The organism is Leucobacter luti, from assembly GCF_050310065.1.
Taxonomy (GTDB): domain Bacteria; phylum Actinomycetota; class Actinomycetes; order Actinomycetales; family Microbacteriaceae; genus Leucobacter; species Leucobacter luti_B.
The window spans coordinates 2,073,657-2,088,749 of sequence record NZ_CP190007.1; the positions used below are offsets into that span (position 1 = coordinate 2,073,657).

Annotated in this window: 13 protein-coding genes; 9 read left to right on the plus strand and 4 right to left on the minus strand. The window is 69.7% G+C overall.

Features of this window, described 5'->3' with window-relative positions; genetic code table 11:
- Positions 1 to 18 precede the first annotated feature (18 nt).
- From uvrC to ACOPJ3_RS09510, 8 genes are all read left to right on the plus strand, one after another.
- Positions 19 to 1,947: an excinuclease ABC subunit UvrC gene (gene uvrC, locus ACOPJ3_RS09475; protein WP_427868935.1), complete on the plus strand. Its 1,929-nt coding sequence runs from the start codon at positions 19 to 21 to the stop codon at positions 1,945 to 1,947.
- Positions 1,944 to 2,822 carry an RNase adapter RapZ gene (rapZ, locus tag ACOPJ3_RS09480; RefSeq protein ID WP_427868936.1) on the plus strand — a complete coding sequence of 293 codons (879 nt, stop codon included), beginning with the start codon at positions 1,944 to 1,946 and terminating at the stop codon, positions 2,820 to 2,822. Before uvrC ends, rapZ begins: the two co-directional genes overlap by 4 nt.
- A 68-nt stretch (positions 2,823 to 2,890) precedes the next feature.
- A complete protein-coding gene (whiA, locus tag ACOPJ3_RS09485) occupies positions 2,891 to 3,871 on the plus strand; it encodes a DNA-binding protein WhiA (RefSeq protein WP_427868937.1) in 981 nt (326 codons plus the stop codon).
- A gap of 164 nt (positions 3,872 to 4,035) precedes the next feature.
- Positions 4,036 to 4,653, plus strand: a complete 618-nt coding sequence (locus ACOPJ3_RS09490) for a superoxide dismutase (protein WP_427868938.1) — start codon at positions 4,036 to 4,038, stop codon at positions 4,651 to 4,653.
- Between the two features lie 33 nt (positions 4,654 to 4,686).
- Positions 4,687 to 5,889, plus strand: coding sequence for a phosphoglycerate kinase (locus ACOPJ3_RS09495; RefSeq protein ID WP_427868939.1), 1,203 nt, complete (start codon positions 4,687 to 4,689; stop codon positions 5,887 to 5,889).
- Positions 5,886 to 6,713, plus strand: a complete 828-nt coding sequence (gene tpiA / locus ACOPJ3_RS09500) for a triose-phosphate isomerase (protein WP_427868940.1) — start codon at positions 5,886 to 5,888, stop codon at positions 6,711 to 6,713. The genes ACOPJ3_RS09495 and tpiA overlap by 4 nt, the downstream gene beginning before the upstream one ends.
- A 91-nt stretch (positions 6,714 to 6,804) precedes the next feature.
- Positions 6,805 to 7,053 carry a preprotein translocase subunit SecG gene (gene secG, locus ACOPJ3_RS09505; RefSeq protein WP_427868941.1) on the plus strand — a complete coding sequence of 83 codons (249 nt, stop codon included), beginning with the start codon at positions 6,805 to 6,807 and terminating at the stop codon, positions 7,051 to 7,053.
- Between the two features lie 40 nt (positions 7,054 to 7,093).
- Positions 7,094 to 7,459, plus strand: coding sequence for an RNA polymerase-binding protein RbpA (locus ACOPJ3_RS09510; RefSeq protein ID WP_427868942.1), 366 nt, complete (start codon positions 7,094 to 7,096; stop codon positions 7,457 to 7,459).
- Between the two features lie 119 nt (positions 7,460 to 7,578).
- On the opposite strand, the gene ACOPJ3_RS09515 is transcribed toward ACOPJ3_RS09510, so the two are convergent.
- The 3 genes from ACOPJ3_RS09515 to tkt are packed head-to-tail and all read right to left on the minus strand — an operon-like array spanning position 7,579 to position 12,380.
- Positions 7,579 to 9,177, minus strand: a complete 1,599-nt coding sequence (locus ACOPJ3_RS09515; RefSeq protein WP_427868943.1) for a glucose-6-phosphate isomerase — start codon at positions 9,175 to 9,177, stop codon at positions 7,579 to 7,581.
- A complete protein-coding gene (gene tal, locus ACOPJ3_RS09520; protein WP_427868944.1) occupies positions 9,174 to 10,289 on the minus strand; it encodes a transaldolase in 1,116 nt (371 codons plus the stop codon). Before tal ends, ACOPJ3_RS09515 begins: the two co-directional genes overlap by 4 nt.
- A gap of 6 nt (positions 10,290 to 10,295) precedes the next feature.
- On the minus strand, positions 10,296 to 12,380 hold the full coding sequence (gene tkt / locus ACOPJ3_RS09525) for a transketolase (RefSeq protein ID WP_427868945.1): 2,085 nt from the start codon (positions 12,378 to 12,380) through the stop codon (positions 10,296 to 10,298).
- Positions 12,381 to 12,482: 102 nt separating this feature from the next.
- On the opposite strand from tkt, the gene ACOPJ3_RS09530 reads away from it, so the two are divergent.
- Positions 12,483 to 13,403, plus strand: coding sequence for a heme o synthase (locus tag ACOPJ3_RS09530; RefSeq protein ID WP_427871202.1), 921 nt, complete (start codon positions 12,483 to 12,485; stop codon positions 13,401 to 13,403).
- A gap of 718 nt (positions 13,404 to 14,121) precedes the next feature.
- Here ACOPJ3_RS09530 and ACOPJ3_RS09535 read toward each other — a convergent pair.
- The gene (locus tag ACOPJ3_RS09535; protein WP_427868946.1) at positions 14,122 to 15,078 is read right to left on the minus strand and encodes a COX15/CtaA family protein; all 957 of its coding nucleotides are present in this window, start codon (positions 15,076 to 15,078) and stop codon (positions 14,122 to 14,124) included.
- Positions 15,079 to 15,093 lie beyond the last annotated feature (15 nt).

Consider the following 15,093-nt stretch of genomic DNA (forward strand, 5'->3'; position numbering starts at 1 on the left):
GGGCCGGTTCCTCCCGTGATGGCGGAGACGGACCACCGCGCCGCCTTCCGCCCGGCCCAGGGCGAGATCCCGACGTCGCCGGGCGTCTACCGCTTCAGCGACAAGCACGGCCGGGTCCTCTACATCGGCAAGGCGAAGAACCTCCGGTCGCGGCTCTCGAACTACTTCCAGCCGCTGCACTCGCTCATGCCGCGCACGCGCCGCATGCTCGCGCTCGCGGCCCGGGTCGACTGGACGGTCGTCGCGACCGACACCGAGTCGCTCGTGCTCGAGCACACCTGGATCACGGAGTTCAAGCCCCCGTTCAACGTCCAGTTCAAGGACGACAAGACGTATCCGTACCTCGCGGTGACTCTGCGCGAGGAGTCGCCGAGGCTCATCATCACGCGCAACGAGCGCATCCGCGGCGCGCGCTACTTCGGCCCCTATCCGAAGGTGTGGGCGCTCCGCGAGACGACGGGCCTCCTGCAGCAGGCGTTTCCGATCCGCACGTGCAACGACGCGGACTACAAGCGCGCGATGACGAGCGGCCGCCCCTGCCTCGCCGGCCAGATCGGCCGCTGCAACGGCCCCTGCTCGGGCCGGCTCACGATCGAGGAGCACCGCGAGCGCGTCGAGGAGCTCGTCTCCTTCCTCGCCGGCGGCGACACGAGCCACCTGCGCGCCCTGCAGCGCCGAATGCGCGACGCCGCAGCCGAGCAGCGCTACGAGGACGCGGCGCGGCTGCGGGATCAGGTGCAGGCCGTCGAGCACGTCATGGAGAAGAACGCGGTCGTGCTCGGCATGGACGTGAACGTCGACGTCTTCGGCCTCCGCGCAGACGAGCTCGCCGCGGCCGCCCACCAGTTCATTATCCGCGGCGGCCGGATCCGGGGCGAGCGCAGCTGGGTCGTCGACGTGGAGCTCGACGATTCCCCGGAAACGCTGCTGGAGCAGGTCATCCAGTCGGCTTACGAGGGGGAGCGGGAGCCGCCGCCGGAGATCCTCGTCCCCGTGATGCCGGGCGACACTGAGGCGCTGCAGAACGCGCTGAGCGCGCAGCGGCCGAGGCGCGGGCGCGTGCGCGTGCGCGTCCCCGAGCGCGGCGACAAGGTGCAGCTCATGGAGCGCGCCGTACTGAACGCGGGGGAGCACCTGATCAGGCACAAGCTCAAGCGGGCCGCGGATCTCACCGCGCGCACTGACGCGCTCGCCGAGATCCAGCGCTCGCTCGGCATGACCGAGGCCCCGCTCCGGATCGAATGCATCGACGTCTCGCACCTCCAGGGCACCGACGTCGTCGCCTCGCTCGTCGTCTTCGAGGACGGGCTCCCGGCCAAGGGCGCCTATCGGCGCTACCGGATCGAGGAGACGCGCGACGACACCGACTCGATCCACCAGGTCGTGAGCCGTCGGGCGGCGCAGCTGAACCTGGCGCGCGAGAGCGGCGAGGCGCCGAGCGGCGTGTACCGCGACCGCCCGCAGCTGCTCATCGTCGACGGCGGCGAACCCCAGGTCAAGGCCGCGAAACGCGCGCTCGACGAGGCGGGGATCGACGACGTGGCGCTGTGCGGGATCGCGAAGCGGCTCGAGGAGATCTGGCTGCCGGACGACCCGTTCCCGGTGATCCTGCCGCGCACGAGCGAGGCGCTCTTCCTCGTGCAGCGGATCCGCGACGAGGCGCACCGCTTCGCGATCACGTTCCAGCGGCAGCGCCGCAGCACGTCGATCGCGAGCCGGCTCTCGGAGATCCCGGGCCTCGGTCCGAAACGGGTGAAGGGCCTGCTCAGGCACTTCGGATCGGTCACCAGGCTGAAGGCGGCCTCGCTCGAGGAACTCGCCGCGGCGCCGGGCCTCGGGCCCAAGCTGGCTGAGCAGATCGCCGCGCATCTCAGAGACGACACCGCCACTGACGCTAAGCTTGATGCGTCGGATGATCGCACGCGGGATATGGAGGGCGTCGAATGAGCGAGGCTGTGTCCCTGCAGGAAATCCTCATCGTCACGGGAATGTCGGGCGCGGGCCGGAGCACGGTCGCGAACACGCTCGAGGATCTCGGCTGGTACGTCGTCGACAACCTTCCGCTCGCGATGCTGAAGACGCTCGCGGACATGGCGGATCGTTCAGGAGGGGCGCTCCCGCGGATCGTCGCCGTCGTCGACGTGCGCGGCCGCGACCTCTTCGCGGACATCCAAGAGACGGTCGACGAGCTCCGCGCCACCGCGACGGTGCGCGTCGTGTTCCTCGACGCGACCGACGAGATCCTGGTCCGCCGCTACGAGTCGGTGCGGAGGCCGCACCCGCTCCAGGGCGAGGCGGGCAGCCTGCTCGAGGGGATCCGCCTCGAGCGCGATCGCCTGCAGGAGCTGCGCGCGTCGAGCGACGTCGTCATCGACACCTCGCGCTACAACGTGCACGAGCTGTCGACCGCGACGCGCGAGCTCTTCTCGGACGAAGACACGCCCGGCCTCCAGCTGTCGGTGCTGAGCTTCGGCTTCAAGTACGGCGCCCCGACCGACGTCGATCTGATGGTCGACATGCGCTTCCTCCCGAACCCGTTCTGGGAGCCGGAACTCCGCGCCCTGTCAGGCGTGGACTCCGAAGTGAAGGACTACGTGCTCAGCCGCGAAGGGGCGGCCGAGTTCCTCGACAACTACGTCGCCGCGCTCACCCCCGTGCTCGCCGGCTTCCAGCGCGAGAACAAGCGTCATGCTTCTCTCGCGGTAGGATGCACCGGCGGAAAACACCGCTCGGTTGCGACCGCGAGAGAGCTCGCGGATCGCCTGGCCGGTCTCCCGGGAGTGAGCGTCTCCCTGCGTCACCGCGACCTCGGTCGCGAGTAGTCCAGCGCCCCGCGCGCGGACACGACGCCACACTTTTTCACATTCTCAGTTTCCGAAAGGACCCCTTCGTGCTGTCGACCCCCGAGGTAAAGAGTGAGCTTGTTCGTTTCCCGGTGCAGCGCACCGGGGAACGGGTCGCGGAGGTCGCCACGATCCTGCGCCTCGCTGGCGGACTCCACACCATCTCGGGCCGGATCGCCCTCGAGGCGGAGCTCCACACGCCGCAGATCGTGCAGCGCGTGCGCAAGGACCTCGCGGAGCTCTACGGCGTCCGCTCGGACGCGAAGCAGCTGCCCCCGTCGAGCACCCGCCCCGGCGCGCCCCAGTTCCTCGTCCGCGTGATCGATGGCGAGACCCTCGCGCGCCAGCTCGGCCTCCTCGACCAGCGCAGGCGCCAGATCCGGGGCCTGCCGAACCGCCTCACGACGGGCGCGCAGCCCGAGCTCGCCGCCATCTGGCGCGGCGCGTTCATGGCGCGGGGCGGGATCACCGCGCCCGGCCGCTCCGCGAGCCTCGAGGTCGTCTGCCCGAGCAACGAGGTGGCGATGGCGCTCGTGGGTGCTGCGAGCCGGCTCAGGATCGAGGCGAAGAGCCGCGAGATCCGCGGCCAGAACAAGGTCATCATCCGCGACGGCGAGGCGATCGGCGCGATGCTCGGCGCGATCGGCGCGACCGAGGCGCGCGCCAAGTGGGACGAGCTGCGCCGCGCGCGCGAGACCCGCGCGACCGCGAACCGCCTGGTCAACTTCGACGACGCGAACCTCCGCCGCTCGGCGCAGGCCTCCGTCGCGGCGTGCGCGCGGGTGGAGCGGGCGCTCGAGATCCTGGGCGACGAGATCCCGGAGCACCTGCGCTACGCGGGCGAGCTCCGCCTGAAGCACCGCGAGGCGAGCCTCGACGACCTCGGCGCGCGCGCCGAGCCGCCGCTCACGAAGGACGCGGTCGCGGGCCGGATCCGGCGCCTCCTCGCCATGGCGGACAAGGACGCCGAGGCGCGCGGGATCCCGGGCACGGAAGCGAACCTGCCCGAGGAACTCGACGCAATCTAGCGCCCGCGGCGCCCGCGACGCGGGTTCGATGCGGGCCGATTCACCCGAATTTCCGCCGCGGGCGAAATCCCGGATGGGGGAGCGCAACCCCCTCGGAATCGGTGACGCCCGGCGATAGACTGAGCCGTGAAACACCGGTAGAACGCTAGAGATTGGAGCGCCCCATGGCTGCTTACTCACTTCCCGAACTTCCTTACGATTACGCTGCGCTCGAGCCGCACATCAGCGGCAAGATCATGCAGCTGCACCACGACAAGCACCACCAGGCGTACGTCACGGGCGCGAACACCGCGCTGGAGCAGCTCGCCGCGGCGCGCGATGCGGACGATCTCGGCGCGGTGAACAAGCTCGAGAAGGATCTCGCGTTCAACCTCGGCGGTCACGTGAACCACTCCATCTTCTGGAACAACCTGTCGCCCGAGGGCGGCGAGCGCCCCGAGGGTGAGCTCGCGGCCGCGATCGACGAGTTCTTCGGCAGCTTCGAGAAGTTCCAGAAGCACTTCACCGCGACCGCTCTCGGCGTGCAGGGCTCCGGCTGGGCCGTGCTCGCATGGGACGCGCTCGGTCAGCGCCCGAACATCGTGCAGCTCTTCGACCAGCAGGGCAACCTCCCCGCGGGCACCGTGCCGCTCCTCATGCTCGACGTGTGGGAGCACGCCTACTACCTGGACTACCTCAACGTCCGCGCCGACTACGTCAAGGCCTTCTGGAACATCGCCAACTGGCAGGATGTCGCGAAGCGCTTCGAGGCTGCGCGCACGCAGACCCCCGGCCTGATCTAGTCCATCCCCCTCACCGAGGAGTTCACCGCACACATGCGAACCATCGATTCCCTGGGTCCGCTGCGCTCGCGCACCGTGATCGTCCGCTGCGATCTCAACGTCCCACTGGCGGACGGCGTGATCACCGACGACGGCCGGATCCGCGCATCGCTCACCACGATCCGCGAACTGCGCGAGGCCGGCGCCAAGATCGTCCTCATCAGCCACCTCGGCCGCCCCAAGGGCGAGCCGGAGGCCCGCTTCTCGCTGAAGCCCGTGGCTGAACGCATGTCGGAGCTCCTCGATGCACCCGTCGGGTTCGTCGGCGAGACGGTCGGGGCAGACGCCTCGGCCGCCGTCGACGCGCTCGGCGACGGCGACGTCCTGCTCCTCGAGAACCTCCGCTTCAACGCGGGAGAGACGAGCAAGGACGACGCCGAGCGCGAGGCGTTCGCGCGCGAGCTCGCACAGCTCGGCGACGCGTTCGTCTCCGACGGCTTCGGCGTCGTGCACCGGCGCCAGGCGAGCGTGTACGACCTCGCCCAGCTGCTGCCGAGCGCAGCCGGTCGGCTCGTCGCCGCCGAGCTCGACGTGCTGCAGCGCCTCACCGAATCACCCGAGCGCCCCTACACGGTCGTGCTCGGGGGATCCAAGGTCTCCGACAAGCTCGGCGTCATCTCGCACCTGATCGAGCGCGTCGACACACTGCTCATCGGCGGCGGCATGCTCTTCACCTTCCTCGCGGCCCAGGGCTACCAGGTCGCCTCGAGCCTCCTCGAGGAGGACCAGCTCGACACCGTGCGCGGCTACCTGAAGACCGCGGAGGACCGCGGCGTCCGGATCGTGCTCCCGACCGACGTGGTCGTGGCCGAAGCCTTCGCGGCCGACGCCGCGCACGAGGTCGTCGCGGCCGACGCCATCGAGTCGTCCAGCTTCGGCGCGCAGGGGATCGGGCTCGACATCGGGCCCGAGTCGGCCCGCGCGTTCGCCGAGGTGATCGCGGGATCCCGCACCGTCTTCTGGAACGGCCCGATGGGCGTGTTCGAGATGGAGGCCTTCGCGAACGGCACCCGCGTCGTCGCGAAGGCACTCACCGAGACCGAGGGCTTCACGGTCGTCGGCGGCGGCGACTCCGCCGCCGCGGTCCGCGCGCTCGGCTTCTCCGACGACCAGTTCGGCCACATTTCAACCGGTGGCGGCGCGAGCCTCGAGTTCCTCGAGGGGAAGCAGCTGCCCGGCCTGGAGGTACTCGCGTGAACGAGCAGATCCCGGAGCTGCGCGAGCCGCTCCTGCAGACCGACCGCGTGCCGCTCATCGCGGGCAACTGGAAGATGAACCTCGATCACCTGCAGGCGATCGCGCTCGTCCAGAAGCTCTCGTGGGCGCTCAAGGACGCGCGGCACGACTACGGCGAGACCGAGGTCGCGGTGTTCCCGCCGTTCACCGACCTGCGCTCCGTGCAGACCCTGCTCGCCGCGGACAAGCTCTCGCTCGTGCTCGGCGCGCAGGACGTGTCGCCGCACGAGTCCGGCGCGTACACGGGTGACATCTCCGCGGCGATGCTCGCGAAGCTCGAGGCGCGCTATGTGCTCGTCGGGCACTCCGAGCGCCGGCACGGGCACGGCGAGAGCGACGAGCTCGTGGGCCAGAAGGCCCTCGCGGCGCACCGGGCAGGGCTCGTCCCCATGATCTGCGTCGGCGAGACCGCCGAGGACCTTGAGGAGCACGGAGCAGCGGCGATCCCGCTCGCGCAGCTCGCCGCGGCCGTGTCGTCGCTGCCGAAGGACGCCGAGTTCGTCATCGCATACGAGCCCGTGTGGGCGATCGGGAGCGGCCAGGCCGCGACGCCCGAGCAGGCCGAGGAGGTCGCGAAGGCAATCCGCGAGTCGCTGCGTGACCTGTGCGGCGACGAGCGCGCCGCCGCCACCCGGATCCTCTACGGCGGCTCGGTCGCGAGCCAGAACGTCGCCGGATTCCTGCGGCAGCCGAACGTCGACGGCGCGCTCGTCGGCGGGGCGAGCCTCAAGTCCGACGAGTTCGCGAAGATCGTCCAGTTCAAGAAGCACGTCACGGGCGCGTAGCCGGATCTGTGCGCGGCGGAGCGATCCGTCAGCCTCAGGCGGTATACTGGTCCTTGGCCCTCCGTGCATTCGACCCCAGAAAGGTGAACGCGTGCTCATCCTTAAGATCGCTCTGATCGTCATCCTCGTGATCACGAGCCTCCTGCTCACGCTGTTCATCCTGCTGCACAAGGGACGCGGTGGCGGCCTCTCCGACATGTTCGGCGGCGGCGTCACCTCGAGCCTCGGGTCCTCCGGAGTCGCCGAGCGGAACCTCAACCGCATCACCGTCATCGTGTCGCTGGTCTGGGTGGCCTCGATCGTAGGCCTCGGCCTCGTCGCCCGCTTCTCGGTCGTCTGACCGAGTCTGCGCACCAGCAGTACACCGCAGAAAGGAAGCCATGGCTGGCAGTAACGCCATTCGTGGTGCCCGCGTCGGATCCGGCCCCATGGGGGAAATGGATCACGGTGCGCGCGCCGACCGAGTGCAGATCTCATACTGGGATGCGCTCGGCAATGAGACCATCAGGTACTTTGCAGCGGATGTCCCGAGTGAGGACATCCCGGAGCAGATCGACTGCCCGACCTCGGGGCTGCCCGCCGGTCGCGACAAGGCGAACCCGCCGATGCTCCCGAAGAACGAGCCCTACAAGACGCACCTCGCCTACGTGAAGGAGCGTCGCACGGAGGAAGAGGCGAAGGAGCTCCTCGAGCAGGCGCTCGTGAAGCTGCGCACGCGCAGGGGAACGGCCCGCGCCAAGTCCTAACCTTCCACTACAAGGGGGGCGGCATCCACCAGGATGCCGCCCCCCTTGCCGGTTCTGCGCTCGATGTGCGAATTATCCGCGATAAACCACGCAGCGAGGGCAGAACCGGCAAGGTGTGGCTAGAGGGCGGCTGCGGTCTGGCCGGGGTCCTCGCTCGAGATCGCGATCACCGGGCGGCCCCGCTCCCTGAGGATCGCGCGATCGCCGCGCGCCTGCGCCGCGATAAGGGTCGCGAAGTCGGCGTCGGATCCCGGGATCGACAGCGGCTCGAGCTCTGCATCGCACAGCTGCAGGAACGCGCCGAGCCTCGGCCCGCCCTTGTGGAGCTGCCCCACCGAGTGCAGGTAGCTGGGACCCCAGCCGAGCGACACGGGCACACCCAGCCGCGCGGCAAGCCGATCCCGCAACGCAATCACCTCATCGCGGGCGGGGGATTCCGGATCCAGATAGGCCTGGATCGCCAGGTATCCGCCGGCTGGCACCATCGACTCGAGCGCCGCCGCGAGCGAGTCGAGCGAATCGATCGTCGCATCAGCGGGGGAGGCGAGGAGCGCAGCCCCGGGTAGCCCGGCGATCGCGGAGCCTGCCGCCTCGGGATGCGCCGCCGGATCGGCGAGCACCTCGCGCGCGGCGACCTTCGCCGACTCCACGTCGGGCTGGTTGAACGGGTCGATGCCCATGAGCCGCCCGAGTGCCGCTGTCGCGACCGACCACAACAGGAACTGCGCGCCGAGCGGGGCCGACACCGCGACGCCGTCGTCGATGGACAGCGCGGCCGCGCCGCCGCCCAGCCGCACGAGCAGCAGGCTGTCGGCGTGTTCGGAGAGCTCCGGCGCGCCCTCGGGCAGGGAGATCGGGAGCACCCCGAGCCCCTCCTTGCCCGTTGATTCCGCGACGAGCTGCTCGATCCAGGCGCCGAGCCCCCAGCGCGCGTCGGCGTTCGAGTCGATGCCGAGCACGTAACGGCCCGGCAGCCCGGCGGCCAGCGCGGCCGCGAGCCGCAGCGCGGGGTTGTCGGCGTCGTCAATCGTGAGCGAGCCGCGGATCGACTCCGCGTCGCCGACGAGCGTGCGAATGTCGGCACCGGCGAGCCCCGCGGGCACGAGCCCGAACGCGGTCAGCGCCGAGAATCGACCGCCCACGTCGGGATCCGCGTTGCAGACCCGCTGGCCGGCCTCGAGCGCGGACGCCTCGAGCGGCGAACCCGGATCCGTCACCACGATGATCCGCGACGCGGGATCGATCCCGGCGTCAGCGAACGCGCGAGCGAAGGTGGCCCTGTGGCTCAGGGTTTCGATCGTGCCGCCCGACTTCGAGCTGATCACGACGGCCGTCCTGGCCAGCTCCGAGGTCACTGCGCGGCGCACCACCGTCGGGTGCGTCGAGTCGATGACGACGAGCTCCACGCCAGACCACCGGCTGATCACGGCAGGCGCGAGGCTCGATCCGCCCATGCCGCACAGCACGATCCGGTCGACGCCCTCATCCGCGAGGGCAGCCCGCAGCGACTCGGCGCTCGTGACTGCGGCGCGCGCGCCCTCGGAGAAGTCGGTCCAACCGAGCCGCGCAGCTGCCTCCGCCTCTGCCGCCTCGCCCCAGAGCCCCGCGTCGAGCGCGAAGATCCTGCTCGCGACGCGATCCTCGACGAGCCGCCCGAGCGCCTCGTGGAAGCCGGGCGCCGCGGCGATGTCCTCTGAGATCGTCAAATGCAGCGTCACGCAGCATCGACCTCCGCGAGCGCCCGCTGCACGGTCGCGCACAGTTCCTCCCACGAGGCATCGAACTTCGCGAGCCCCTCGACCTCGAGCTTCTCCACGACGTCGACGTAGTCGATCCCGAGCCGGTCGATCGCGTTGAGCAGCTGATTCGACTCGAGGTACTCGCTCGTCACCGTGTCGCCACGCACGACGCCGTGATCGGCGAACGCCTCGAGCGTCGCCTCCGGCATCGTGTTCACCGCGAGCGGGGCGACGAGTTCCGACACGTACAGCGTGTCCGGCAGCGCCGGATCCTTCACCCCGGTCGACGCCCAGAGCGGCCGCTGCGCGTTCGCGCCGAGCGACAGCAGGAAGCGCGCGCGCTCGCTGTCGAACGATTCCTCGAACACCTCGTAGGCGAGGCGCGCGTTCGCGATGCCGGCCTGCCCCTTGAGAGCGAGCGCCTCCTCGGAGCCGATCGCGGTGAGCCGCCCGTCGATCTCCGAGTCCACGCGTGAGACGAAGAAGGAGGCGACCGAGTGGATCGCTGAGAGGTCGCGGCCTGCCGCGCGGGCCTGCTCGAGCCCCGTGAGGTAGGCGTTGATGACCTGGCGGTAGCGCTCGAGGCTGAAGATCAGCGTGACGTTGACGCTGATCCCCGCGGCAGTCACCGCGGTGATCGCGACGAGCCCCTCCTCGGTGGCCGGGATCTTGATCATGGCGTTCGGGCGGTCGACCCGCGCCCACAGCTCGCGGGCCTGGGCGATCGTGCCGTCGGCGTCGCGCGCGAGGCCGGGCTCCACCTCGATGGAGACGCGGCCGTCGCGGCCGTCCGAATCCGCGAAGACGTCGGCGAGGATGTCACAGGCGTCTGCGACGTCGGCGGTGGTGAGGTCGACGATCGTCTCGTCGACACTGCGGCCGGCCGCGGCGCACGCCGCGATCCGGTCGGCGTAGCCCTCGCCCCCCGCGAGGGCGCCCGCGAAGATCGTCGGGTTCGTGGTGACGCCGACGACGTCGCGCTCGCGCACGAGCCGGGCGAGGTCGCCCGACTCGATGCGTGTGCGGGACAGGTCGTCAAGCCAGATGCTGATCCCGGCCTTGCTGAGCGCTGTGGTGGGGGAGGAGGTCATAGATCCCTACTTCTCGTTCGCGGCGAGCGTGTCCTGCGCCGCTGCGATGACTGCGTCGGTGGTGATGCCGAACTTCTCGAAGAGCGTCTGGTAGTCGGCTGAGGCGCCGAAGTGCTCGATCGAGACCGAGCGACCTCGGTCGCCCACGTAGCGCTCCCAGCCGAGCGCGAGGCCGGCCTCGACGCTCACCCGCGCCGTCACGGCCGCGGGCAGCACGCTCTCGCGGTACTCGGGCGTCTGCTCCGCGAACCACTCGAGGCACGGCGCCGAGACGACGCGGGCGCCGATCCCGTCCGCCGCGAGTCGCTCGCGCGCCTCGACGGCGAGCTGCACCTCGGATCCGGTCGCGATCAGGATTACGTCGAGCGAGTCGGTGGGGGAGTCCGCGAGCACGTAGGCGCCCTTGCGCACGCCCTCCGCGTCGGCGAAGTCGCCGCCGCGCGGAAGCACGGGCACATTCTGCCTGGTCAGCGCGAGGCCCGCGGGGCCCTCGTGGCGAAGCAGCAGCTCGTGCCACGCGATCGACACCTCGTTCGCGTCCGCGGGCCGCACCATCGCGAGGTTCGGGATCGCGCGCAGGGTCGCGAGTTGCTCGATCGGCTGGTGCGTCGGCCCGTCCTCGCCGAGCGCGATGGAGTCGTGCGTCCAGACGAAGATGCTCGGCACGTTCATGAGCGCGGCGAGGCGCACCGCGGGGCGCATGTAATCGCTGAAGATCAGGAAGGTGCCGCCGTAGCTGCGGGTCTTGCCGTGCAGCTGGATCCCGTTGATGATCGCACCCATCGCGTGCTCGCGGATCCCGAAGTGGAGCACCCGCCCGTAGGGGTCGCCACTCCAGCTCGAGGTCGAGTGGCCGACCGGCACGAAGGAGGGGACTCCCGGAATCGTGGTGTTGTTCGAGCCAGCGAGGTCCGCGGATCCGCCCCACAACTCCGGCATGATCGGTCCGAGGGCCGCGAGGGCCTTGCCGCTCGCCGCGCGCGTCGCGACGCTCTCGCCCGGCTCGAACGTCGGCAGCGCCTCGAGCGCGCCCTCGGGCAGCTCCTGCGCTTCGACGCGATCGAACAGCGCCTTGCGCTCAGGGTTCGCGGCGGCCCACTCGTCGAAGGAGCGCTGCCACTCGGCGCGCTTCTCGGCGCCCCGCTCGAGGGCCTTACGGGTGTGCTCGATCACCTCGGGGGCAACGACGAAGTGCTGCTCGGGATCGAAGCCGAGCTCGCGCTTGAGCCCGGCGAGCTCCTCCGCGCCGAGCTTCGATCCGTGGATCCCGCCGGTGTTCTGCTTGCCGGGGGAGGGCCAGCCGATGATGGTCTTGAGGATGATGAGCGACGGCTTCGTCGTCTCGGCCTGCGCGGCCTCGATCGCGGCGTTCAGCTCGGCAACGTCCTCGACGTAGGCGCCCGTGCGCTTCCAGTCGACCTCGATGACCTGCCAGCCGTAGGACTCGTAGCGCTTCGCCACGTCCTCCGAGAACGAAATGTCGGTGTCGTCCTCGATCGAGATCTGATTCGAATCGTAGATCGCGATGAGGTTGCCCAGCTCCTGGTGGCCCGCGAGCGAGGAGGCCTCGCTCGTCACGCCCTCCTGAAGATCGCCGTCACCGGCGACGACGTAGATGAAGTGATCGAAGGGGCTCGATCCGGGAGCAGCCTCGGGATCGAAAAGCCCGCGCTCGTAGCGGGCCGCGTAGGCAAAGCCGACGGCCGAGGCGAGACCCTGGCCGAGCGGGCCGGTCGTGATCTCGACGCCGTCCGTGTGCCCGTACTCTGGGTGACCGGGAGTCTTGGATCCCCAGGTGCGCAGCGATTCCAGATCCTCGAGCTCGAGGCCGTAGCCGCCGAGGTACAGCTGCACGTACTGCGTCAGCGAGGAGTGGCCGACCGAAAGAATGAACCGGTCGCGGCCGATCCACTTCGTGTCCGCGGGATCATGACGCATCACCTTCTGGTGCAGGAGGTAGGAGACCGGCGCGAGACTGATCGCCGTTCCTGGGTGGCCGTTGCCGACCTTCTCGACGGCGTCAGCCGCGAGGACGCGCGCGGTGTCAACCGCCCGATCGTCGAGAACATCCCACTGCAATTCGTTTCCCAAGACACACCTTTCACACGGGAAGCTAGATTCCGGAGGCCTCGCGGCGCACCCCTCACAATCCTAGTCGCAGGAGGGGTACCATGAGAGGTGATGTCCACCCAGATCTCAGCCCAGACCCAGGCCCGTTCAGACCGGCCGCGACCGTCGTTCGGCCGCACGGTCAAGAACTACATCTCCCTCACGAAGCCCCGCGTGATGGAGTTGCTGCTCGTCGTCACGGTGCCCGCGATGATCCTCGCGGCCGGCGGCATGCCGAACCTCTGGCTCGTGCTCGCGACGCTCGTGGGCGGCGCCCTCAGCGCAGGATCCGCCGGGGCGTTCAACTGCTACATCGACCGCGACATGGATCGCCGGATGAAGCGCACCGCCAACCGGCCCCTCGTCACGGGGGAGATCTCGGATCGCAACGCCCTCATCTTCGCCTGGGTGCTCGGGATCGTCTCGGTCGGCTGGCTGCTGCTCACGACGAACTGGCTCGCCGCCGCGCTCTCGGCCGCCGCCAACTTCTTCTACGTGGTCATCTACACGCTCGTGCTCAAGCGCTACAGCGAGCAGAACATCATCTGGGGCGGCATCGCGGGCTGCTTCCCCGTGCTCATCGGCTGGGCGGCCGTCACGGGCAGCCTCGACTGGCCGGCATGGGTGTTCTTCCTGATCATCTTCCTCTGGACCCCGGCCCACTACTGGCCGCTCTCCATGCGGTACCGCGACGACTACGCGAACGCCGGCGTGCCGATGCTCGGCGTCGTGCGCGGGCGTGTCACGGTCGGCCTACAGACGATCCTCTACACGTGGGCGACCGTCGCGTCGAGCCTGCTCCTGATCCCCATCGCGAACATGGGTATCGTCTACACGGTCGGCGCGCTCGCGACTGGCGCCTACTTCCTGATCGAGGCGCACAAGCTGTACTCGAGCGCGATCCGCGGCGAAGAGGGCAAGCCGATGCGCGTCTTCCACGCCTCGATCACGTACCTCTCGGTGCTGTCGCTCGCGATCGCGATCGACCCGCTGCTGCCCTTCTAGGGTTTCGGGGCGTCCTGGCGCCCTGCGGGGGCCCGCACACCTGCGCTCGCTCGCAATTCTGCAGTCGCTCGCACGTTCGCGCCCGAAAGCTTGCGAACGAGCGCAGATTACTGAGCGAGCGTGGGGCGCGGCGCCGGATCAACGCCTCCGCGAGCACGCAGCGCCTGCACTCACCCCTGCACTCCCTCGCAATACTGCAGTCGCTCGCACGTTCGCGCCCGAAAACTTGCGAACGAGCGCAGATTACTGAGCGAGCGTCAGACGAGGGGGGCGAGCGCCGGACCAACGCCGCGGCAGCGCGCAGCGCGGGCACCCACCCCTGCACTCGCTCGCAATTCTGCAGTCGCTCGCACGTTCGCGCCCAGAATCTTGCGAACGACCGCAGATTTCTGAGCGAACGCGAGACGCTGCCCCGGATCAGTGCCGGGGCAGCGCGCGGCGTGGGCACCCACCCCTGCACTCGCTCGCAATTCTGCAGTCATTCGCACCCTAAAAACTTGCGAACGAGCGCAGATCTCGGAACGAGCGTGGGGGAGCGCCGGATCAACCCCGCGGCAGCGCAGCGCGGGCACCCAGCCCTGCGCTCGATCGCAATTCTGCAGTCGCTCGCACGATCCACGCCGAAAACTTGCGAACGACGGCAGATCGCGGAGGCCCGGCCGGGGCCGGGCGCGCGAAAACCTGCAGTCGCTCGCACGCCCGCGCCCGGAAGCGCAGATTACCGAGCGAGCGCAGCTCGCGCACCGCCCACGCGCTGGCGCGTCTCCACGAGCATCAGGAAGAGCCCGGCCGCGAGCAGGCAGGCGAGCACCATGTGGATCCCCACGAGCACGGGCGGCAGCGACAGCCTCGCCTGCGCGACGCCCACGAAGATCTGGATCACGATCACGCCGATCGTTGAGCCGGCCCAGAGCTCGACCCGGTGCGAGCGCTCTCCGCGCGCCAGGAACCAGGAAACGCCTGTGAACAGGAGCGTCGCGTAGGCGGACACGGCGTGGATCGTCTGGAGCATCTCCGAGTCGAGGCCGTTGCGGGCCGCGCCGCCGTCGCCGGCGTGCGGGCCGGATCCCGTGGTCAGGATCCCGAGCGAGACGGCGATCATGCCGAACACGAACGCGATCCAGACGTTCTGGAGGAGCGGCGCGGAGACGTTGACCCGGCGCGGGCCTGGCCCGCTGTAGACCCGCAGCACCAGGAGCGCCGCGAGCATCACGAGCACGGCGCTGACCAGGAAGTGCAGGCCGACGACGTAGGGGTTCAGCCCGGTCAGCACCGTGATCCCGCCCAGGATCGCCTGGATGAAGACGCTGAGCGCCGGCACGAAGGTGAGCCAGAACAGGTCGCGGCGCTGCTTGCGGAAGCGCCACACGGCGATGAACGCGAGGATCGCGACGACCTCAAGCAGGAAGAAGAGCGTGCGGTTGCCGAATTCGATGTACGAGTGGATCCCCATCGCGGGGTTGTGGACGAAGGAGTCGGCGGTGCACTTGGGCCACGTGTTGCAGCCGAGGCCAGAGCCGGTGAGGCGCACCGCGCCGCCGGTCGCGACGATGAGGACCTGGGTCACGAACACCCACCAGGCCAAGCCGCGCACGCGCGACGTCACCCGATCCGGCGTCCAGGCCGAGAGCCTGCTCTTTCGAGGCGCGGATTCTGCGATGCTCGGGCTGGCCAACGTGGCTCCTCTCAG

Coding starts and splice junctions, on each gene's coding strand:
- ACOPJ3_RS09510 (WP_427868942.1), top strand. CDS start 7,094: ATGGCTGGCAGTAACGCCATTCGTGGTGCCCGCGTCGGATCCGGCCCC.
- uvrC (WP_427868935.1), top strand. CDS start 19: ATGGCGGAGACGGACCACCGCGCCGCCTTCCGCCCGGCCCAGGGCGAG.
- rapZ (WP_427868936.1), top strand. CDS start 1,944: ATGAGCGAGGCTGTGTCCCTGCAGGAAATCCTCATCGTCACGGGAATG.
- ACOPJ3_RS09495 (WP_427868939.1), top strand. CDS start 4,687: ATGCGAACCATCGATTCCCTGGGTCCGCTGCGCTCGCGCACCGTGATC.
- ACOPJ3_RS09490 (WP_427868938.1), top strand. CDS start 4,036: ATGGCTGCTTACTCACTTCCCGAACTTCCTTACGATTACGCTGCGCTC.
- tal (WP_427868944.1), bottom strand. CDS start 10,289: ATGACCTCCTCCCCCACCACAGCGCTCAGCAAGGCCGGGATCAGCATC.